The organism is Streptomyces sp. NPDC045899, from assembly GCF_056431485.1.
This window is the reverse complement of record NZ_JBWKKP010000021.1, coordinates 109,820-130,615: the sequence shown is the minus strand read 5'-3', so window position 1 is coordinate 130,615 and position 20,796 is coordinate 109,820. Positions and strand designations below refer to the sequence as shown.

15 protein-coding genes are annotated in these 20,796 nt (G+C 74.7%); 12 read left to right on the top strand and 3 right to left on the bottom strand.

Annotated features, from left to right (window positions below):
- Positions 1-341 precede the first annotated feature (341 nt).
- On the bottom strand, positions 342-2,003 hold the full coding sequence (locus tag AC07FT_RS27275; protein WP_479178485.1) for a DUF5691 domain-containing protein: 1,662 nt from the start codon (positions 2,001-2,003) through the stop codon (positions 342-344).
- Positions 2,000-3,439: an SWIM zinc finger family protein gene (locus AC07FT_RS27270; RefSeq protein WP_479178484.1), complete on the bottom strand. Its 1,440-nt coding sequence runs from the start codon at positions 3,437-3,439 to the stop codon at positions 2,000-2,002. The genes AC07FT_RS27275 and AC07FT_RS27270 overlap by 4 nt, the downstream gene beginning before the upstream one ends.
- 150 nt (positions 3,440-3,589) lie before the next feature.
- Between AC07FT_RS27270 and AC07FT_RS27265 the strand changes: the two genes are divergently transcribed.
- The 8 genes from AC07FT_RS27265 (at position 3,590) to AC07FT_RS27230 (ending at position 15,786) form a co-directional block, all read left to right on the top strand.
- A complete protein-coding gene (locus tag AC07FT_RS27265) occupies positions 3,590-4,708 on the top strand; it encodes an ATP-binding protein (protein WP_479178482.1) in 1,119 nt (372 codons plus the stop codon).
- Positions 4,705-7,185, top strand: coding sequence for a DUF5682 family protein (locus AC07FT_RS27260; protein WP_479178481.1), 2,481 nt, complete (start codon positions 4,705-4,707; stop codon positions 7,183-7,185). Before AC07FT_RS27265 ends, AC07FT_RS27260 begins: the two co-directional genes overlap by 4 nt.
- A complete protein-coding gene (locus AC07FT_RS27255) occupies positions 7,182-8,411 on the top strand; it encodes a VWA domain-containing protein (RefSeq protein WP_479178480.1) in 1,230 nt (409 codons plus the stop codon). The genes AC07FT_RS27260 and AC07FT_RS27255 overlap by 4 nt, the downstream gene beginning before the upstream one ends.
- A 156-nt stretch (positions 8,412-8,567) precedes the next feature.
- Positions 8,568-9,440 (top strand): hypothetical protein, encoded by an 873-nt coding sequence (locus tag AC07FT_RS27250; protein ID WP_479178479.1) that lies wholly within the window; start codon positions 8,568-8,570, stop codon positions 9,438-9,440.
- Between the two features lie 99 nt (positions 9,441-9,539).
- Positions 9,540-10,766 carry a hypothetical protein gene (locus AC07FT_RS27245; protein ID WP_479178477.1) on the top strand — a complete coding sequence of 409 codons (1,227 nt, stop codon included), beginning with the start codon at positions 9,540-9,542 and terminating at the stop codon, positions 10,764-10,766.
- Between the two features lie 409 nt (positions 10,767-11,175).
- On the top strand, positions 11,176-12,348 hold the full coding sequence (sucC, locus tag AC07FT_RS27240; RefSeq protein ID WP_471201056.1) for an ADP-forming succinate--CoA ligase subunit beta: 1,173 nt from the start codon (positions 11,176-11,178) through the stop codon (positions 12,346-12,348).
- A 21-nt stretch (positions 12,349-12,369) separates the two neighbouring features.
- Positions 12,370-13,254: a succinate--CoA ligase subunit alpha gene (gene sucD / locus AC07FT_RS27235; RefSeq protein WP_479178476.1), complete on the top strand. Its 885-nt coding sequence runs from the start codon at positions 12,370-12,372 to the stop codon at positions 13,252-13,254.
- A 222-nt stretch (positions 13,255-13,476) separates the two neighbouring features.
- Positions 13,477-15,786 carry a cell division protein PerM gene (locus tag AC07FT_RS27230; RefSeq protein ID WP_479178474.1) on the top strand — a complete coding sequence of 770 codons (2,310 nt, stop codon included), beginning with the start codon at positions 13,477-13,479 and terminating at the stop codon, positions 15,784-15,786.
- A 79-nt stretch (positions 15,787-15,865) separates the two neighbouring features.
- On the opposite strand, the gene AC07FT_RS27225 is transcribed toward AC07FT_RS27230, so the two are convergent.
- A complete protein-coding gene (locus AC07FT_RS27225; protein WP_479178473.1) occupies positions 15,866-16,714 on the bottom strand; it encodes a hypothetical protein in 849 nt (282 codons plus the stop codon).
- Between the two features lie 356 nt (positions 16,715-17,070).
- On the opposite strand from AC07FT_RS27225, the gene purN reads away from it, so the two are divergent.
- The 4 genes from purN to AC07FT_RS27205 all read left to right on the top strand — a co-directional run bounded on the left by purN (position 17,071) and on the right by AC07FT_RS27205 (position 20,767).
- Positions 17,071-17,751, top strand: a complete 681-nt coding sequence (purN, locus tag AC07FT_RS27220; protein ID WP_471201046.1) for a phosphoribosylglycinamide formyltransferase — start codon at positions 17,071-17,073, stop codon at positions 17,749-17,751.
- Positions 17,748-19,313: a bifunctional phosphoribosylaminoimidazolecarboxamide formyltransferase/IMP cyclohydrolase gene (gene purH / locus AC07FT_RS27215; RefSeq protein ID WP_479178472.1), complete on the top strand. Its 1,566-nt coding sequence runs from the start codon at positions 17,748-17,750 to the stop codon at positions 19,311-19,313. The genes purN and purH overlap by 4 nt, the downstream gene beginning before the upstream one ends.
- Positions 19,314-19,449: 136 nt before the next feature.
- Complete coding sequence (locus AC07FT_RS27210; RefSeq protein ID WP_479178471.1) at positions 19,450-20,334, top strand: bifunctional methylenetetrahydrofolate dehydrogenase/methenyltetrahydrofolate cyclohydrolase; 885 nt, start codon at positions 19,450-19,452, stop codon at positions 20,332-20,334.
- Positions 20,324-20,767 (top strand): DUF3017 domain-containing protein, encoded by a 444-nt coding sequence (locus tag AC07FT_RS27205; protein ID WP_471201039.1) that lies wholly within the window; start codon positions 20,324-20,326, stop codon positions 20,765-20,767. Before AC07FT_RS27210 ends, AC07FT_RS27205 begins: the two co-directional genes overlap by 11 nt.
- Positions 20,768-20,796 lie beyond the last annotated feature (29 nt).

The following is a 20,796-nucleotide window of genomic DNA, read 5'->3' as shown; positions in this document are numbered from 1 at the left end:
CCGTGTATCACCGCGTCCTCACGGGGGTATGGGCGGGCGCGATCGTATGACACGGCGGCTGGTGTGCCGCCGCGCGGCGGCTCCCGGACCGGTTGACGGCCGCCCGGTGTGCGGCCGTCGGGGATCGGTGCCCCGTGATCCGGCCCCGCGATGCCGTCCCGCCCGGCTGGGTCGCGCACCGGGTCTCCCGGTTGCTGCTGAAGCCCGGACCGGCGGGCGCGACGGTGACCTCGTGGAGGCCGAGCCGGCCGGACGGCCCGCCGGATGACGCCCACCAGCAGCACCGGGCCCAGGGCGGAGCCGGGGCGGCCCGGGTGCGGCGCCCCGCGATTCCCCGCCGGTCATGGGCCGGGCGGGGTGAGTTCGGCGCGGATGGTCTCCCGCAGCCGCAGCGTGCCCACCAGCCGCTGGAACGCCTCCGACCAATAGCCACCGGCTCCCGGCGCGGTGTCCTCGTCCTCGTCCGGTATCGCCGTCAGCACCTCCAGACGGTCCGCCTGGCCCGGGTCGAGACAGCGCTCGGCCAGGCCCATGACCCCGCTGAAGCTCCACGGATAGCTGCCCGCGTCCCGGGCGATGTCGAGCGCGTCCACCACGGCCCGGCCGAGCGGTTCGGCCCACGGCACCGCGCAGACACCGAGCAGCCGGAAGGCGTCCGACAGCCCGTGTGAGGCGATGAACTCGGCGACCCATCCGGCCCGTTCCTCCGGCGGGAGCGCGGACAGCAGTCTGGCCGGGTCGCGCCAGGCCGCCGGGGCGGCGTCGCCCGAGGAGGGCGGCAGGGCGGGCGCGCCCAGCAGGGCGCGGGACCACTCCGCGCTGCGCTGCCGCACCGCGGCCCGGCACCAGGCCGCGTGCAGATCCGCCTGCCAGCCGTCGGCCACCGGGAGTGCCACGATCGCGGTGGCGTCCAGGCCGCCGAACCACTCGGTCCAGCGGTCCAGCGGGGTCGCCTCCACGAGCTGGCCCAGCCACCAGGAGCGCTCGCCGCGCCCCGAGGGCGGTTTGGGCACGATGCCGTCGCGCTGCATCGCGCTGTCACACGCGCCCGGGGCCTCGACGGCGATCCGACCGGCCCCGGTCAGCGACACACAGCCGCGGGTCCGTCCGGCCATGCGTGCGGCCAGGGCCGAGCCGGGCAGGGCGGAGAGCAGCTCGGCGGCGGTCGCCCGGACGTTCCGGCTGCGGTCGGAGAGCGCCTGTTCCAGGAACGGCTCGTCGGACGGGGAGAGATCGTCACGCAGCGAGTCCAGGAACATCAGCCGGTCCTCGGCCCGCTCCGCCGCCCAGGTGCCGCTGAGCAGGGCCAGCCCGGCCGCCGGGTCGTGGTGGCGGGCCGCCGCGAGCAGCGACACCCGCTCGGCGAACAGCCCCTCCTCCCACAGCCGCTGGGTATCGGAGCGGCCATCGTGGCCCGGCCCGGCCGCAGGACCGGTGTCCTCCGGCGGCAGCGTGGCCCGGCCCGCGCCGCCGCGCAGGGCGAATTTCCACTCCCCGTTGAGCCGGGCCAGCCACAGCGCGCGCGGTCCGCCGAGGGTCAGCGCCTCGGGCCGCAGATCGGTGCGGGCACGGGCCGCGTCCAGCAGCGCCGGGAGCAGCGCGTCGGGTGCGCGGTAACCGTGGTGGTTGGCCAGGGCCAGCCACTGCGGCAGCAGTTCGGCGAGGTCGGGTGCCGAACGCGGGCTGCCGCGCCCGGGTGCCGAACGGTCGGCGAGCAGCATCGCCAGCCGGGAACGGGCCGCCGGCGGCAGGGCGGGGCGGGGATCGGCGGGCGCGGGCGCCGGTGCGGGCCGCGCGGGCGCGGGCCGCAGCCCGGCCCGCCGCCGCACGGTGCTGAGCGCGGCGGCGTCCAGCAGTGCGGCGGCCGCGTCCTGCCCCGGCCGCGGGGTGACGGGCGGCGTACGGCGCTCGGTGCCGAGCAGTGCGGCGGCCACGAGGTCGTCCCATGAGGCGTCCGGGGACACGGCCGGGGGTGTGGCCGGGGGAGCGGTACGGGGCGTCAACGGCGGCCTCCCTGCGGTGTGGTGGCGGTGGCGGTGAGCGGGACCGGCTCCGGGTCCCAGGTGGTGACCGGTGCGAAGCCCCGGTGGCCGCACTCCCCGAAGACGGTGACCGGACCGCCGCCCGCCGTCGCGAGCAGCCGCCACAGATCGGTGCGCCCGGCGCAGCGGGGATCGACGGGCAGGGCGAGCCCGGTGGCCGGGTCCGCGAGCTGCCAGCCCGCGTCCTCCGTGCCCGGGACGGGGGTGACCCCGGCCAGCACCACCGGCCACCCCTCCAGCCAGGGGTCCCGTGCCAGCGCCTCGCCATACGCGGCGAGAGCCGTCCCGACGTCGGTGCCGGGCGGTACCGCCCCGTCGCTCCCGGCATCCGCCGGTGTCGGATGACGCTCGGCGAGGGCCGCGCGGAGCGGACGGGCGGACGGGTAGTACACCAGGTCGGCGTCCAGCCGCAGCCCCGTCGGCAGTGCCGGTTCCGGGGACTGGCCGCCCGCGCCGAAGGACAGCAGCAGCGCCATCCGGCCCGTGCGCTCCCCGCGCAGCCAGACACGGCGGGTGGTCAGACGGCCGTCGGTGCCGTCCTGGCGGCCCAGGACCAGCCACCGGTCCCGGACCGGCTCGGCGGAGGCCAGCAGTTCGGCCAGCGGAAGGGTGACCCCGATCCGGGCGCGGATGGTGGCAGCCAACTCCTCGCTGAGCGTGTCGATATGGAGGAAGCCCTGGTCGAGGAGGTGCGCCAGCGCGCATTCCTCCAGCAGCCGGGAGGGCCAGCCCGCCCCGGAGGAGGGGATCGCGGCGAGCTCCCGCACCCGGGCCTCCAGCCCCGGGGCCTGGGCGTCGATCATCCGCGCCGCGGTCTCGTCCCACGCCCCGAACCCCGCGCGGTCGGCGGCGGCCAGTCCGTCCCGCAGCAGATCGGTGAGGCGCCGCTCCAACTCCGAGGCGCCCGCGGCGATACGCCGGGCGCGGCGCTCGGCGCGGCGCCGGGCCGCTTCCGGATCGGCGCTGCCGCCCGGTGGCCGGTGTCCCGCCCCCGCGTCCTCGTCCCCCGCCGGTCCGGGGGCGGCCCGCCGCCCCGGCCCGCCCGCCGCGCGCCGGCGCCGCTCGGTCAGCCAGTCCCCGGCCCACTCCGGCGGCTCGCCGCCGTCCGGCACCTCCCCGCCGCCGGACGCCCACAGCAGCAACAGCCCCAGCGCGTGCTTGCACGGGAACTTCCGGCTGGGACAACTGCACCGGTAGCCGGGTCCGCCGAGATCCACGACCGTCCGGTACGGCGTGCTGCCGCTGCCCGCGCACTGCCCCCACACGCCCCCGTCGCGCGCCCCCGCGCCCGACCACGGCGCCGCCGCGGCCAGTCTGCCGCCCGCCGTGCGCGACGCGGCGTCAGGAGCCAGTGCGAGCACCTGCTCCGCCGTCCAGCGTTCCCCCTGCGGATTCATGTCACCGACCGTACGAGCACCCACTGACAACTGCCGTGACCTGCACGTTCGTTGGGGCCGGGGGCATTGTCAGTGGGGTGGTGCAGGGTGGAACAAGCGTCCGGAACACACGTCCGGAGACGGAGCGAGGAACGAGTCTGTGGGGGAGCTGTGACCGTCACTGTGTCCGGGACCGAAACCAACAAATCCGCGGAGGTCCTCCGTCCGCACGCCGAGCACGCGTTCGCGGACGAGCTGAGCGCGCTCGCCGCCGCCGACGACCGGCCCCGCCCCGCCCGGTGGCGGCTGTCCCCGTGGGCGGTGGCCACCTACCTCCTCGGCGGCACCCTGCCGGACGGCACGGTGATCACACCCAAGTACGTGGGCCCGCGCCGTATCGTCGAGGTCGCCGTCACCACCCTCGCCACCGACCGCGCGCTGCTCCTGCTGGGTGTGCCCGGCACCGCCAAGACCTGGGTCTCGGAGCATCTGGCGGCGGCCGTCAGCGGCGATTCCACCCTCCTGGTGCAGGGCACCGCGGGGACACCGGAGGAGGCCATCCGCTACGGCTGGAACTACGCCCGGCTGCTGGCCCACGGTCCGAGCCGGGAGGCGCTGGTGCCCAGCCCGGTGATGCGGGCGATGGCGGAGGGATCGACCGCCCGGGTGGAGGAGCTGACCCGTATCCCCGCCGATGTGCAGGACACGCTGATCACCGTGCTGTCGGAGAAGACGCTGCCCGTCCCGGAGCTGGGGGAGGAGGTCCAGGCGGTCCGCGGCTTCAACCTCATCGCCACCGCCAACGACCGCGACCGCGGGATCAACGAGCTGTCCAGCGCCCTGCGCCGCCGGTTCAACACGGTGGTGCTGCCGCTCCCCGCGACCCCGGAGGACGAGGTGGACATCGTGGCGCGGCGGGTGGCCCAGACCGGCCGCGCGCTGGACCTCCCCGAGGTGCCGGAGGGCATCGACGAGATCCGCCGGGTGGTCACGGTCTTCCGCGAGCTGCGGCAGGGGGTGACGGCGGACGGCCGTACGAAGGTCAAGTCGCCCTCGGGCACGCTGTCCACGGCCGAGGCCATCTCCGTGGTCACCGGCGGGCTGGCCCTCGCCGCCCACTTCGGTGACGGTGTGCTGCGCGCCGGTGACGTGGCCGCGGGCATCCTGGGCGCGGTGGTCCGCGATCCGGCGGCCGACCGGGTCGTCTGGCAGGAGTATCTGGAGGCGGTCGTCCGCGAGCGGGACGGCTGGGGGGACTTCTACCGTGCCTGCCGCGAGGTGAGCGCGTGACGGACGGCACCGGTGGTGAGGTGGCGGCGTGGCCGCTGCTGCTGGGGGTGCGGCACCACGGGCCCGGTTCGGCCCGCGCGGTGCGCGCGGCGCTCGACGCGTACGAGCCCGGCGCGGTGCTGATCGAGGGGCCCCCGGAGGCGGACGGGATCGTCGGGCTCGCCGCCGACGCGGGGATGCGCCCGCCCGTCGCCCTGCTCGCCCATGCGGCGGACGACCCCGGGCGCGCGGGCTTCTGGCCGCTGGCCGGGTTCTCACCGGAGTGGGCGGCCATCCAGTGGGCGCTGGCCCGCGGCGTCCCCGTGCGGTTCATCGACCTCCCGGCGGCGAACTCCCTGGCCATGGCGGCCGAGGAGCCATCGGAACCGGAGCCTGGGCAGTCGGAGTCGGAGTCGGAGTCGGAGTCGGAGTCGGAACCGGGGCCGGGCCCGGACGGGCGGATGCGTACGGACCCGCTCGCCGCCCTCGCCGAGGCCGCCGGGTACGACGATCCGGAGCGCTGGTGGGAGGACGTCGTGGAGCACCGGGGCACCGGGTCCGGACCGGAGCCGTCCGCCCCGCTCGCGCCGTTCACCGCCGTCGCCGAGGCCATGGCCGTGCTCCGGGCGGAGTACGGCGACGGCGGCCATGAGGACGACGCCGTCCGGGAAGCCCATATGCGGCTCCGGCTGCGCCAGGCGCGCCGGGAGTTCGGCGATCAGGTGGCCGTCGTCTGCGGGGCGTGGCACGTCCCCGCGCTCGCCCGCCGGGCCACGGTCACCGCCGACCGCGCGCTCCTCAGAGGGCTGCCCAGGGTGAAGGCCGAGATCAGCTGGGTGCCGTGGACCCACCGCCGGCTGGCCCGGCACAGCGGCTACGGCGCCGGGATCACCTCGCCAGGCTGGTACGGCCATCTCTTCCACGCCCCCGACCGGCCGTTGGAGCGCTGGCTGACCACGGTCGCCCGGTTGCTGCGGGACGAGGACATGCCGGTCTCGTCGGCCCATGTCATCGAGGCGGTGCGGCTCGCCGAAACCCTGGCGGCGCTGCGCGGCCGCCCGCTCGCCGGGCTCGCGGAGACCATGGACGCCGTGCAGGCGGTGATGTGCGACGGATCCGAGGTGCCGCTCGCCCTGGTGAGGGACCGGCTGATCGTCGGGGACGCCCTGGGGGAGGTGCCCGAGACCGCACCGGCCGTACCGCTCCAGCGCGATCTGAACCGCACCCAGCGTTCGCTGCGCCTCCGGCCGGAGGCCGCGGACCGCGAACTGGAGCTGGATCTGCGCAAGGAGAACGACGCGGCGCGCAGCCGTCTGCTGCACCGCCTGCGGCTGCTCGGCGTCGACTGGGGCACCCCGGCCGCCTCCCGCGGCAGTACCGGCACCTTCCGCGAGACATGGCGGCTGCGCTGGGAACCGGAGTTGGCGGTACGGGTGGCCGAGGCGGGCATCTGGGGCACCACCGTGCTGTCCGCGGCCACGGCCAGGGTGGAGTCCGAGGCCGTCGGCGCCACCGCGCTCGCCGAGGTCACCGAGCTGGCCGAGCGCTGTCTGCTCGCCGGGCTGGCGGACGCCCTGCCCGTGGTGATGCGCGCGCTCGCCGACCGCGCGGCGCTCGCCACGGACGTCGGCCATCTCGCCCGTGCCCTCCCCGCGTTGGTGCGCTCCGTGCGCTACGGCGATGTGCGCGCCACCGACACCGCGGCCCTCACCGAGGTCGCCGCCGGTCTCGCCGAGCGTGTCCTCGTCGGCTTCCCGCCCGCCTGTGCCGGTCTCGGCCCCGACGGCGCCTCCGAGATGCGCGCCCATATGGAATCCGTCCACCGTGCGATCGGCCTCCTGGCGGAGGCGTCGCGGTCCCCGGCGGGCGGCTCCGGGGCGGTGCCGGAGTCCGCCGGGCGGCACGGCGCGGACCGCGACCGCGGGGTGCGCGGGCGGTGGGCCGGGGCGCTGCGCGGAATCGCGGGGCGGGACGGGGTCCCCGGACTCATCCGGGGCCGGGCCGCGCGATTGCTGCTGGACGACGGACGGCTCGCCGGGGACGAGGCCGCCCGGCTGATGGGGCTCGCCCTCTCGCCCGGCACCGCTCCGCCCGAAGCCGCCGCCTGGGTCGAGGGGTTCCTCGGCGGGGAGGCGGGCGGCGGGATGCTGCTCGTCCACGACGAGCGGCTGCTCGGCCTCGTCGACCACTGGCTGACGGGTGTGTCCGCCGAGGCGTTCACGGATGTGCTGCCGCTGCTGCGGCGCACCTTCTCCGCGTATGACGCGGGCGTCCGCCGCACCCTCGGCGAGTTGGTGCGGCGTGGTCCGGCCGGGCCGGACCACGGCGTCCCCGGCGGGGCGCCCGGTCACAGCGCTCCCGCGGCGCCCGGGTTCGGGCCTGGTCTCGACGTGCAACGGGCGGCGGCGGCCGAGCCGGTGGTGCGGCTCCTGCTGGGCCTCGCCCCCGCCGCCGCGCCCGCCCCTGATCACCACCATGCGCTGGAGGCAGCCGGATGAGCAGCCACACACCCGCCACCACTGACCACCACGAGCGGCTGCGGCGCTGGCGGCTGGTGCTGGGCGGGCAGGGGGCCGACGGCACCGGCTGCCCGCTCGGCGGGGCCGACGCCGCCATGGACCGCACCCTCGAAGCGCTCTACGACGGCCGGGGCGGCGACGGCCCCGGCACCGGCGGCGCACCGGGCGTCACCGGGCACGGCGGCGGCTCCGCCGCGGCCGGTCCGCGCTCCGGCGGACTCGGCGGCTCCGCGCCCCAGGTGGCGCGCTGGCTGGGTGACATCCGCCGGTACTTCCCCAGCTCCGTGGTCCAGGTGATGCAGCGCGACGCCATCGACCGGCTCGGTCTGTCCGCGCTGCTGCTGGAGCCCGAGATGCTGGCGGCCGTCGAGGCGGACGTGCACCTCGTGGGCACCCTGCTCACGCTCAGCAAGGCGATGCCGGAGACCACCCGGACCACCGCGCGGGCGGTGGTCCGCAGAGTCGTCGAGGACCTGGAGAAGCGGCTGGCCACCCGCACCCGCGCCACGCTCACCGGCGCCCTCGACCGCTCCGCCCGGACCAGCCGTCCGCGCCAACGGGACATCGACTGGGACCGCACCATCCGGGCCAACCTCGCGCACTACCTCCCCGAGCACCGCACGGTCGTCCCCGAGCGGCTGATCGGCCACGGGCGCGCGGCGCGCGGGGTGCGCAAGGACGTGGTGCTCTGCGTCGACCAGTCCGGGTCGATGGCCGCGTCCGTCGTCCACGCCTCCGTGTTCGGCGCGGTGCTCGCCTCGATGCGTTCGCTCTCCACCCGGCTCGTCGTCTTCGACACCTCCGTCGTGGACCTCACCGACCAGCTCGACGACCCGGTGGACGTGCTCTTCGGCACCCGGCTCGGCGGCGGCACCGACATCAACCGGGCGCTGGCGTACTGCCAGTCGCGGATCACCCGCCCCGCCGACACCGTCGTCGTGCTCATCAGCGACCTCTACGAGGGCGGCATCCGTGACGAGATGCTGGGGCGGGTCGCGGCGATGAAGGCGTCCGGGGTGCAGTTCGTGGCGCTGCTCGCGCTGTCCGACGAGGGGGCGCCGAGTTACGACCGCGAGCACGCGGCGGCGCTCGCCGCGCTCGGCGCACCCGCCTTCGCCTGCACCCCCGATCTCTTCCCGGAGGTGATGGCGGCGGCGATCGAGCGGCGCCAACTGCCGATACCGGACATGGTGATGCATCAGTGACCAGGGGCTTGCGCCGCCCCCTGTGCGTCATGCAAGGATCAACCTCATCGCCCCGGACGTGAATCCGACCGTCCGGTTCGGCAGGCCCGTCCTGCTCCGTGCGTCCATCCGTCGTGTGCTCCGGCAACGCGTCCCCATATCCCGGAAGGCCCGCTCTTGTCCGCTGTGTTCGCCCTGTCTGCCGCCGTGCGCCTGCCGCGCACGGTGGCCGCGCGGCGAGCGCTGGTGGCGGCGTTCTTCCTCGGGGGCTTCCTGGCCCTGGCGTTCCTGTTCGGCGGTACCGCTCACGCCGCCGGACCGGAGCAGCCGTCCGTGACGGCCGGTCAGGCCCGGGGCTCCGGTGCGTCCGGGCTGCTCGACCCCTCCGGGGCCGACGCCGCCCGGGACCGTGCCGAGCGGGCCGGACAGGCCGGGACCCACACCCGGGAGCGGGCCGCCGAGGCGGCCGACGCCACCGGGGACGCGGTCACCGAGGCCGTGCGCCCGGTCCGGGAGCCGATCGAGCGTCAGACGCGGCCGGTCACCGATCCGGTCGGCGACCTGGTGCGGAACACCGGCGACACACTGCCCGTCGATCTGCCCGACCTCGGTGTCGGCAGCGGAGACGGCGCGGGCTCCGACGGCTCCGCGCCCGGCCACGAGCCGGGTGGGGACCGTGCGGCCCGGGGCGATTCCGCCCCGCGTGCCGAGGGGTCCGCGGTCAGCGCGGCCCCGGCGGGACCGGAGGCGGCGCCGTCCGTCACCGTTCCGTCGCGCACCGCCGACGACGCCGGGCACCGTCCGGTCGTCCGGGCGGTCGCGGGCGCGGCCCAGGACGGTGGCGCCCCGGCGCTGCCCCTTCCCCGGTCCCCCCTCGGGACCGTTCCCCAGTACACCGGCGACAGCGGCGCTCCCCGTGGCGGGGACACCCAGGCCGCACTGCCGCCGTCCGGTACGGACCACTTCGGGCTGCGGCCCGGTGCGATCCGCGCGGAGAGCTCGGCGCCGACGCGCGAGCGGTACGACGAAGTCCTCGAATTCCCCGGATAGGGCAGACCTCACCCCCGTCTGCACAAGACCTGCCGCGCGGGGGCGGGTCAGGTCTGCCCGTCCGACATCCCCCTTGTGAATTCGAAGGACTTCCACGCCATGCGCAAGAACATCCGCCGTTCCCTCCTCGTCGCCGCTGCCGCCACCGGCATCTGGGCCCTGGGCACCGCCGCCGCCAGTGCCGACGAGCTGCCCGCCGTTCCCTCCGCCGACAGCGTCACCAGCACGGTTGACGGCGTCGGCGGGACCGCCGGGGACACCGCCTCCACCGACTCGGTCACCGACACCGTCAAGGGCGCGACCGACGGTCTCGCCGACACCTCCGAGGTCACCGGCACCGCGAAGAAGACCGTGGGCGGCGCCGCCTCGACGGTCACCGGCACCGCCAAGGGCGGCGTGCCCGCCACCGACGGCCTCCCGGGTGTGCCGGACGCCTCCGGCACCGTGGACCGCGTCACCGGCGGCGCCCCTGACGCGGACGCGGACAAGGTCGCCGGGAAGGCCGGGAAGGCCGTGAAGAAGGCGGCCGGCAAGGCCCAGCGGAGCACCGACCTGGACCTGCCCACCGGTGAGGTCCCCGGTGTGGCGGACATCCCGGCCCTCGGCACGCTGCCGGCCGTCCCCGACACCTCCGCGCTGCCCGCCGCGGGCTCCGTGCCGTCCGTCGACGGTGCCGTCCCGGCCGAGCTGCCCACCCGGCTCCCCGCCACCCCGGAGCTGCCCGCCGCCCCCGGCTCGGCCGACGAGCTGCTGGGCGCCCTCGGCGGCGCGGCCGTCCGTCCCGAGCAGCTGACCGGTACGGCGCAGGCCGCCGCGGACGCCGCCCGGCCGACCGTGGACGGCGCCGCCTCCGACGTGCTGCCGCCCGCCGCCCACCGCGTCGTGGTCAAGGTCGTCCCGGTCGCCCAGCTCGCCGTCGGTGACGCCGGTGTGCTGGCCGGTGACGCGGTGGACCACACCACCCCGTACGCGGGCTACGTGACCGGCAGCGCCCAGGGCCATGTGCTCGGCACCGCGTCCAACGTCGTGCCGTTCGTCCAGGACACCGCCGCCGGTGCCGTTCCGGTGGCCCGGCGCGTGGTCGTCACCACCGTGCCGTTCGCGCAGGAGGTGGCCACCAGCACGGTGCCGTTCGCACGGGACCTCGGCACCTCGGCCGTCGTGGACGCCCAGGTCACCGCGGGCAACGCCACCGACGGTGCGAAGAGCCTGCTCCCGGCCGTCCCGGCCGGCCTGACGGACGCCGCCAACATCCCGGCGCTCCCGGTCCTCCCGGCCGTCCCGGCCGATGTGCCGGCCGTCCCGGCCGAGCTGCCGACCGTCTGATCTCCGCGGCGGCCGGTCCGGCCGCACGGACAGCTGTGCCGTACGGCAGCCCTCTTTGGGGAGAGGACTGCCGCTGACCGGGCGGCCCCCTTTGGGGAGGGGGCTCGCCCGGTCGCGGCGTTTCCGGCGGGGCCGCTCCGGCGGGGCCACCGCTTCGCCGCGACACGACCGCACCGGGCGAGGCACCATCGGAATAGATACCCATGGCAGCGATCTGTGACCGTAATCACCGCTCGAGTGTGATCTGCGATTTAGGGTCATCCGGTCCGCGGGGATAACCTGCGTGGCGGACATGCCGCGTACCCGGCGCACGTGTGCCGCCCTCGTCAAAGATCGCGTCCTCACGCTGCCACCGCGGCACGCCCGCGCAGACAACGACCGCGATATCCAGGAAAAGGGACGGACGCGCGTGGACCTGTTCGAGTACCAGGCGAGGGACCTCTTCGCCAAGCACGGTGTACCGGTGCTGGCCGGTGAAGTCATCGACACGCCTGAGGCGGCGCGCGAGGTGGCCGAGCGACTGGGCGGCCGCGCGGTCGTCAAGGCGCAGGTGAAGGTCGGTGGCCGTGGCAAGGCCGGCGGCGTCAAGCTGGCCTCCGACCCGGCGGACGCCGTGGAGAAGGCCAACCAGATCCTGGGGATGGACATCAAGGGCCACACGGTCCACAAGGTGATGCTCGCCCAGACCGCGGACATCAAGGAGGAGTACTACGTCTCCTTCCTGCTGGACCGCACCAACCGCACCTTCCTCGCCATGGCCTCCGTCGAGGGCGGCGTGGAGATCGAGGTCGTCGCGGAGCAGAACCCCGACGCGCTCGCCAAGATCCCGGTGGACGCCATCGACGGTGTGACCGCGGAGAAGGCCGCCGAGATCGTCGCCGCCGCGAAGTTCCCGGCCGACATCGCGGGCCAGGTCACGGAGGTCCTCCAGCAGCTGTGGACCGTCTTCATCAAGGAAGACGCCCTGCTCGTCGAGGTGAACCCGCTGGTCAAGACCGGCGAGGGCCAGATCATCGCGCTGGACGGCAAGGTCTCCCTGGACGCCAACGCCGAGTTCCGCCAGCCGGAGCACGCGGCGCTCGAGGACAAGGACGCCGCCAACCCGCTGGAGGCCGCGGCCAAGGCCAAGGGCCTCAACTACGTCAAGCTCGACGGCGAGGTCGGCATCATCGGCAACGGCGCGGGTCTGGTCATGTCGACCCTCGACGTCGTCGCCTACGCCGGTGAGAACCACGGCAATGTGAAGCCCGCCAACTTCCTCGACATCGGTGGTGGCGCCTCCGCCGAGGTGATGGCCAACGGTCTCGAGATCATCCTGGGCGACCCGGACGTCAAGTCGGTCTTCGTCAACGTCTTCGGTGGCATCACCGCCTGCGACGCCGTGGCCAACGGCATCGTCCAGGCCCTGGAACTGCTGAAGTCCAAGGGCGAGGACGTCAGCAAGCCGCTGGTCGTGCGCCTCGACGGCAACAACGCGGAGCTGGGTCGCAAGATCCTCACCGACGCCAACCACCCGCTGGTGCAGCAGGTGGACACCATGGACGGCGCGGCTGAGCGTGCCGCCGAGCTGGCTGCGAAGTAAGGGACGAGGTCACCAGAAACCATGGCTATCTTCCTCACCAAGGAAAGCAAGGTCATCGTCCAGGGGATGACCGGGTCCGAGGGTCAGAAGCACACCCGTCGGATGCTTGCCTCGGGCACCAACATCGTCGGCGGCGTGAACCCGCGCAAGGCCGGCACCACCGTTGACTTCGACGGCACCGAGGTCCCGGTCTTCGGCTCCGTCAAGGAGGCCATCGACGCCACCGGCGCCGATGTCACGGTCATCTTCGTCCCGGAGAAGTTCACCAAGGACGCGGTCATCGAGGCGATCGACGCCGAGATCCCGCTCGCCGTCGTGATCACCGAGGGCATCGCCGTCCACGACTCGGCCAACTTCTGGGCCTACGCGGGCAAGAAGGGCAACAAGACCCGCATCATCGGCCCGAACTGCCCGGGTCTGATCACGCCGGGTCAGTCGAACGCCGGCATCATCCCGGCCGACATCACCAAGCCCGGCCGTATCGGTCTGGTGTCGAAGTCCGGCACCCTGACCTACCAGATGATGTACGAGCTGCGGGACATCGGCTTCTCGTCCTGCGTCGGCATCGGCGGTGACCCGATCATCGGCACCACCCACATCGACGCCCTGGCCGCCTTCGAGGCCGACCCCGACACCGACCTGATCGTGATGATCGGCGAGATCGGCGGCGACGCCGAGGAGCGGGCCGCGGACTTCATCAAGGCCAACGTCACCAAGCCGGTCGTCGGCTATGTGGCGGGTTTCACCGCCCCCGAGGGCAAGACCATGGGCCACGCGGGTGCGATCGTGTCCGGTTCCTCCGGCACCGCGCAGGCGAAGAAGGAGGCCCTGGAGGCCGCGGGCGTGAAGGTCGGCAAGACCCCGTCCGAGACCGCCCGCCTCGCGCGCGCCGCGCTGGTCGGCTGACGCCTTCACGGCGCCGGTTCCACGGCTGACAGGCGCGGGCCCGCATCACCTCCGGGTGGTGCGGCCCCGCGCCTTTTCCGCTGTCCGCGGGGCGTTCCGGCGGATGTCCGTATCGCCCATAGGGCCGCACACGATAAAAGACGCATAAGCGGACTAAGTGCGACACGGCGACCAATCGCTTGATGTAGGGATGAAACGGCTGTTATTGGCAGCATGGTCGTCGTGACCCAGACGACCGATCGCAGCCCGACGTTGTCCTCACGCGGCCGCGCCGCGCTCCAGCGTCCCTCCGCCGCCCGGGAGGCCTTCCTCGGCGGGGTGGTCGCCGCGGGGCTCGGCCTGGGCGCGTTCTCCGTGGCCGTCCTCCTGTTGTGGATCACCTCTCCGTCCCCGGCGAGCAGCCCCGACGGGGCCCTGCACGTCGCCGCCGACCTGTGGCTGCTCGGCCACGGCGCGGACCTCGTCCGTACCGAGACGCTGTCCGGGCACTCGATGCCCATCGGACTGCTCCCGCTGCTGATCGGCCTGGTGCCGTGCTGGATGCTCTACCGCGCCGCACAGCACGCCGTCTACCAGCAGGAGACCCCCGACGGCGACGGACAGTGGGTGCCCGAGGAGTCCGCCGGGGATCCGCGCACCGCCTTCGCGTGGGTGAGCGGCGGCTATCTGCTGGTGGGCCTGGCGGCCGCGCTCTACGCCGCGTCCGGCCCGCTGCACGTCGATGTGGTGAGCGCGGTGCTCCACCTGCCGGTGGTCGTCGGCACCGTCGCGGCCCTCGGGGTGTGGGTGGCCGACGGGCGGTTCCCGGTGCGGCTCCCCACCCGGTTCAAGGCCCCGCTCCTGCGGCTCCGGGGCGCCGACCGTGCCCTGCGCGCCCTGGTGTGGGTGCGCGGCCGCAGCTGGTGCCGACGCCGTCCGCTGATGGCAGCGCTCCGGGCCGGGGCCAGCTCCCTGCTGGTGCTGATGGGCTGTGGCGCACTGCTCACCGCCACCTCGATGCTCAGTCACTCCGGCGCCGCCCAGCTGGCGTTCCTCCAGCTCAGCGATGTGTGGTCCGGGCGGTTCGCGGTGCTGCTGGTGAGCCTGGCGCTGCTGCCGAACGCGATCGTCTGGGGCGCCGCGTACGGGGTCGGCGCCGGGTTCGCGGCCGGCGGCGGCAGTGTGATCGCCCCGCTCGGGGTCACCTCGACCCCGAAGCTGCCGGACTTCCCCCTCGTCGCGGCGCTGCCCGACGACGGGTCGGGTGTCCCGCTGGTCTGGATGACCGGGGTCACCGCGGGGATGTCGCTGGCGCTCTTCACCGGGATCGCGTCGGCGCGCCGGCTGGGCCGCGGTGACCGGCCCTCCTGGACGCTCACCGAGACCACACTGCTGGCCACGCTGGCCGCGCTGGGCTGTTCGGCCGTGATGGCGCTGCTGGCCGCTGTCTCCGGCGGTCCGCTCGGCGTCGGCATCCTCGCCGACCTGGGTCCGAGCTGGTGGCGTACGGGCGGGGCCACGCTCGGCTGGACGGCGCTGTTCGGGGTACCGGGCGCGCTGGTGGTGCGCTGGTTCCGGCTGTACGTCCCGACGTGGACGACCTGGGACGAGTGGAAGGCGGCCCGGGTCGCGAGCGCGGAGCTGCGGACGCGGAAGCGCCAGGCACGCGTCTCGGAGCGGGCCGCCCGGAAGGCCGAGCGCGAGGCCGAGCACGCGGAGGCGGCGGCGCGGGCGGCGGCGCGGCCGCGGCCCGCGTCGCCCATGGACGACATCGATCTGCGCAAGGCGATGGCCGAGCCGTGGTGGCAGTGGCTCCGCCCGGGCACGCGCGCCGGGTCGTCCCGTCGGCGGAAGCGGGTGCGCGGCGGGGGCGCGGCGGCGGAGACGCGCGCCGTCCAGGATCCCGCCGGGCCCACGACGGTGCCGGTGAACGGTACGGACGGTGCCCCGTCCCGGCCGGCCGGTCCCGCCACGAACGGAGCCGGTGGCGAGGCCACTGCCCCGGGCGCGAACGGGACGTCCGCCGGGAACGGTGCTCCGGCCGGGAACGGGGCTTCCGCGAAGGCCGGTGCTCCCGGCACGAAGGGAGCCGACGGCAAGGCCGGTGGCTCGGGCACGAACGGTGCCCCGGCGGCCGACGGGAGCTCCGCCGGGAAGGGCGCTCAGGCCGCCGGCGGGCGTCCCGGTGCGGGCGGTGCCGACGGCAGGAACGGTGTCCCGGCGGCGAACGGTGCGTCCGGCAGAGCCGGTGCCCCGGCCACGAACGGGACCACCGCGAAGAACGGCGCCCGGTCCACCGCCGCCGGTCCTGGCACGCGTGGTGCCTCCGGACCGGAGGCCGCGGCCGGGGACGGTGGCCCGGAGGCGGACCGGCCGACCCTCGGTACGGCTCCGCATCCGCGCCGTCGGCTGACCTCCTGGCGCAAGCCCACCGTGTCCGTGGCGGCGGAGCCGTCCACCGCGGCGGTGGAGTCGGGCGCGCCGGGCGGCGCCGGGAGCGAGTCCACGGCGTCGTCGCCGGAGGCCGGTGATGACGGCGCGCGGGACGCGTAGCGGCGCGGCCAGGACATACGCACGGCCCGGCAGGCGGTGAGCCTGCCGGGCCGTGTCGTCGTCGGTCGGGGCCCTGGGGTCAGTCCTCGGTGCTGAGCAGCGGACGCAGCTGCTCGGGCAGCAGGTTCTCGCACTGCGTGCGGGAGGTCTGGGTCAGGGCGTCGTCCACACAGGTGTAGTAGTCCTTGTAGACGAGCTGGAGGCTGAAGGTCGCGGCCACGATGGCGAGCGCGAGTCCGCCCGTCACCAGACCGCTGATCGCCGCCGTGGACTGCGGCTTCGACCCGGTGGAGCCGGGCGCGGGCAGCCGGGCGGGAGTGGCGCCGGGCGGCGGGGGCGGTGCGTTCAGCGCGGCCTGCGCGGGCGCCGGGGACGGCGCCGGGCGGCGCGGCTTGGCCCGCAGCGAGCTGATGCCCCAGAACAGGGCCAGCGCGCCGAGCAGCAGTGCGATCTGCGGCAGGCTGAAGAGGGCGAAGAAGAAGCCCCACATGCCCGACAGCAGGGCGTACCGGGCGCGGCGCTGGGCCGGGTCGGTGGGGTCCCAGCGCGGGTTGTTCTGGTTGGCGCCGGTCGGCCGGCCGGCGCCGGGGAGGCCGCCGAAGCCGCCGCCCTGGCGGCCGGGCTGGCGGCTGCTCCACTGACTGCCCCAGGCCGGGGGCTGCTGGCCGTCCTGGCCGTTCTGCCCGTCCTGGCCGCCGTTCTGCCCGTCCTCGGAGCCGTCCCGGCCGTTGCCGCCGTCCGGGTGGTGGCGGGGCTGCCAGGGCTGGTCCGGCAGGTCCTCCGGCGGCGGTGCGAACGGATTGTCCTCGGGGGCGCCGCCGCCCCGGCCACCGGACGGGGGCCCGGCGGAACCGTCCCGGGAGGAGTCCCCGGAGGGGCCGTGGGGCGAGGGCGGGGGTGAGGAGGACGGCGACTGCTGCTCATGCATCAGCGGCGTCGTACGCGACGTGCGGGCGTGCCTCATCGCCGCCCCCCGGTCGAGGCGGGAGTCGGAGTGAGGCGATGAGCCGCGCGGCGGCGTCGGTCCGGCATCTGGAGTGTGTCTTCCCCTTGTGTCGTCGTCCTGCACACCTGATCCGCGACCGGCGGATGCCGGGCGGTCCGGCGGCGCGGGCGCGAGGGTCGTTCCCACGGCGTCAGTTGGATTCGCAGTCCAGACGCTACCTCCCGTGCCCGCCCCCGTCCCCCGGGGGCCGCTTCGTGTGCCGGTATCGTTGCTGACGGTCGGCGGCTTCGTAGAGTTCCCCGGAATTCGCGAGCCCATGACCTTGTACGACCACACAAATGGCAGCACCGCCCGCGAGAAAGATCCACGCTGTGGCCTCCCCGCCTTCCTCCGCCCGCCCCGGGCGCCCCGCCCGCCTCGTCGTACTCGTCTCCGGTTCCGGTACGAACCTCCAGGCGCTGCTCGACGCCATCGACGCGGAGGGGGTGGACTCCTACGGCGCCGAGGTGGTGGCCGTCGGCGCCGACCGCGAGGGCATCGCGGGTCTTGAGCGCGCCGAGCACGCCGGGATCCCCACCTTCGTGTGCCGGGTCAAGGACCACGGCAGCCGGGACGAGTGGGACGCCGCACTGGCCGAGGCCACCGCCGGGTACGAACCCGACCTCGTGGTCTCGGCGGGGTTCATGAAGATCCTGGGCAAGGAGTTCCTCGCCCGTTTCGGCGGCCGCTGCGTCAACACCCACCCCGCGCTGCTGCCCAGCTTTCCCGGTGCCCACGGTGTGCGCGACGCCCTCGCGCACGGTGTGCGGGTGACCGGCTGCACCGTCCACTTCGTCGACGACGGCGTCGACACCGGCCCGATCATCGCCCAGGGCGTGGTCGAGGTCCGGGACGAGGACGACGAGTCCGCTCTGCACGAGCGGATCAAGGAAGTCGAGCGTTCGCTGCTCGTCGAGGTCGTGGGGCGCCTGGCGCGTCACGGCTACCGCATTGAGGGACGAAAGGTAAGGATCCCGTGACCGCCGAAGGTACGAAGCGGCCCATCCGCCGCGCGCTGGTCAGCGTCTACGACAAGACGGGGCTCGAGGAACTGGCCCGCGGGCTGCACACGGCGGGTGTCCAGCTCGTCTCCACCGGCTCGACGGCCGCGAAGATCGCCGCCGCGGGCGTCCCGGTCACCAAGGTCGAGGAGCTGACCGGCTTCCCGGAGTGTCTGGACGGCCGCGTCAAGACGCTGCATCCGCGGGTCCACGCGGGCATCCTGGCCGACCAGCGCCTGGAGGCGCACCGCGAGCAGCTCGGCGAGCTGGGCGTGGAGCCGTTCGAGCTGGTGATCGTCAACCTCTACCCGTTCCGCGAGACCGTCGCCTCGGGCGCGTCGCCCGACGAGTGCGTCGAGCAGATCGACATCGGCGGGCCGTCCATGGTGCGCGCCGCCGCCAAGAACCACCCGTCCGTGGCCGTGGTCGTCAACCCCGGACGGTACGACGAGGTGCTGAAGGCCGTCGCCGACGGCGGCTTCGACCTCGACGGGCGCAAGCGGCTGGCCGCCGAGGCGTTCCAGCACACCGCCGCGTACGACGTGGCGGTGGCCAACTGGTTCGCCCGTGACTACGCCGCCGCCGACGACTCCGGCTTCCCCGAGTTCCTGGGCGCCACCGTCACCCGCGCCAACGTGCTGCGCTACGGCGAGAACCCGCACCAGGCCGCCGCGCTCTACTCCGACGGTTCGGGCAAGGGCCTGGCGCACGCGGAGCAGCTGCACGGCAAGGAGATGTCGTACAACAACTACGTCGACACCGAGGCCGCCCGGCGCGCCGCCCATGACCACGCCGCCCCGTGCGTCGCGATCATCAAGCACGCCAACCCCTGCGGGATCGCGGTCGGCGCGGACGTCGGCGAGGCGCACCGCAAGGCGCACGCCTGTGACCCGCTGTCGGCCTTCGGCGGGGTCATCGCGGTCAACCGCCCGGTGTCGGTCGCCATGGCCGAGCAGGTCGCCGAAATCTTCACCGAGGTCATCGTGGCGCCGGACTACGAGGACGGCGCGGTCGAGGTGCTGGTCCGCAAGAAGAACATCCGCGTGCTGCGCTGCGCGGACGCCCCCGAGGCGACCGTGGAGGAGCGCCCGGTCGAGGGCGGTGCGCTGGTCCAGGCCAAGGACCGGTTCCAGGCCGAGGGCGACGACCCGGCGCACTGGACGCTGGCCACCGGTGCGGCGCTGGACGCCGACGGTCTGGCCGAGCTGTCCTTCGCCTGGCGCGCCTGCCGCGCCGTGAAGTCCAACGCGATCCTGCTGTCCAAGGAGGGCGCCACGGTCGGCGTCGGGATGGGCCAGGTCAACCGGGTCGACTCGGCGAAGCTTGCCGTGGAGCGGGCGGGGGAGGAGCGGGCGCGCGGTGCGTACGCCGCCTCCGACGCCTTCTTCCCCTTCCCGGACGGCTTCGAGGTGCTGGCCCGCGCCGGGGTCCGCGCCGTGGTGCAGCCGGGCGGTTCGGTCCGTGACGAGCAGGTCGTCGAGGCCGCCGCGAAGGCGGGCGTGACCATGTACTTCACCGGCACCCGCCACTTCTTCCACTGAGTCGTCCGTCACCACCAGGCCGCACCCCCGGGTCCGGGGGTGCGGCCTTTGCGCGGCCCGGCCGCGACCGAGGCTTTGCGCGGCCCCGCCGCACCTGATTGGATCCGACGTCCCCGCATCCGGGAGGATGAAAGACATGACCGCCCAGATTCTCGATGGCAAGGCAACCGCAGCCGCGATCAAGTCCGACCTCGTCGCGCGCGTGGAGGCGCTGAAGGCGCAGGGCATCCACCCCGGACTGGGGACGGTGCTGGTCGGCGAGGACCCCGGCAGCACGTGGTACGTGGCGGGCAAGCACCGCGACTGCGCCGAGGTGGGTATCGCCTCCATCCGGCGCGATCTGCCGGAGACCGCCACCCAGGAGGAGATCGAGGCGGTGGTCCGCGAGCTGAACGAGGACCCGGAGTGCACCGGGTACATCGTCCAGCTCCCGCTGCCCAAGGGCATCGACACCAACCGCGTGCTGGAACTGATGGACCCCGCCAAGGACGCCGACGGACTGCACCCGATGAACCTCGGCCGCCTGGTGCTGAACGAGCCCGGACCCCTGCCGTGCACCCCCCAGGGCGTCATCCAGCTGCTGCGCCACCACGGTGTGGAGATCAAGGGCGCGCATGTGGTGGTCGTCGGCCGCGGGATCACCGTCGGCCGCTCGATCGGGCTGCTGCTGACCCGGCGCTCCGAGAACGCCACGGTCACCCTGTGCCACACCGGTACCCGTGATCTGCCCTCGGTGCTGCGCCAGGCCGACATCATCGTGGCGGCGGCCGGGGTGCGGCACCTGGTCAAGCCGGAGGACGTCAAGCCGGGCGCCGCGGTGCTGGACGTGGGTGTCAGCCGGGACGAGCACGGCAAGATCGCCGGAGATGTGCACCCCGGGGTGTCCGAGGTGGCGGCGTGGATCTCGCCGAACCCCGGCGGAGTGGGCCCGATGACCCGCGCCCAGCTCCTGGTGAACGTGGTGGAGGCCGCCGAGCGCGCGGCGGGGGCGGCCGACGGCGGAGCCGGTCATGACGGCTGAGGCGAGCGAACCGGCGGCGGGTGAGCCACAGACCGGGCCTCCCGCCCGGAAGTCGCGGCGCTTCCCGCTGATCACCCGGGACACCGCGCGTCCGGAGGGCGGTGGCCGGGCGGCGTCCGGCGGCGCTCCGGCGCCGGTGCGCCAGTGGCCGCTGCTCACGGTGATGGGCGGGGTCGGCCTGGGGCTGATGATCGTCGCCCTGGACGCCTTCCGGGCGGGCACCCTGGTGATCGGCCTCGCGCTGCTGGCGGGCGCGGTGCTGCGGTGGGCGCTGCCGGAGGTCGGGATGCTCGCGGTGCGGTCGCGCTTCACCGACATGCTCACGTACGGGCTGCTGGGCGCGGTGATCGTGCTGCTGTCCCTGATGGCCCAGCCGCATCCCTGGGTGACGATTCCGTTCCTGGAGGATCTGGTCCACTTCACGGTGCGCTAGGCCCTGTCCTGCCGGTCTTCGCGGGCCCG

Coding starts and splice junctions, on each gene's coding strand:
- AC07FT_RS27270 (WP_479178484.1), bottom strand. CDS start 3,439: ATGAATCCGCAGGGGGAACGCTGGACGGCGGAGCAGGTGCTCGCACTG.
- AC07FT_RS27255 (WP_479178480.1), top strand. CDS start 7,182: ATGAGCAGCCACACACCCGCCACCACTGACCACCACGAGCGGCTGCGG.
- AC07FT_RS27245 (WP_479178477.1), top strand. CDS start 9,540: ATGCGCAAGAACATCCGCCGTTCCCTCCTCGTCGCCGCTGCCGCCACC.
- sucD (WP_479178476.1), top strand. CDS start 12,370: ATGGCTATCTTCCTCACCAAGGAAAGCAAGGTCATCGTCCAGGGGATG.
- AC07FT_RS27225 (WP_479178473.1), bottom strand. CDS start 16,714: ATGCATGAGCAGCAGTCGCCGTCCTCCTCACCCCCGCCCTCGCCCCAC.
- purN (WP_471201046.1), top strand. CDS start 17,071: ATGGCAGCACCGCCCGCGAGAAAGATCCACGCTGTGGCCTCCCCGCCT.
- AC07FT_RS27210 (WP_479178471.1), top strand. CDS start 19,450: ATGACCGCCCAGATTCTCGATGGCAAGGCAACCGCAGCCGCGATCAAG.
- AC07FT_RS27205 (WP_471201039.1), top strand. CDS start 20,324: ATGACGGCTGAGGCGAGCGAACCGGCGGCGGGTGAGCCACAGACCGGG.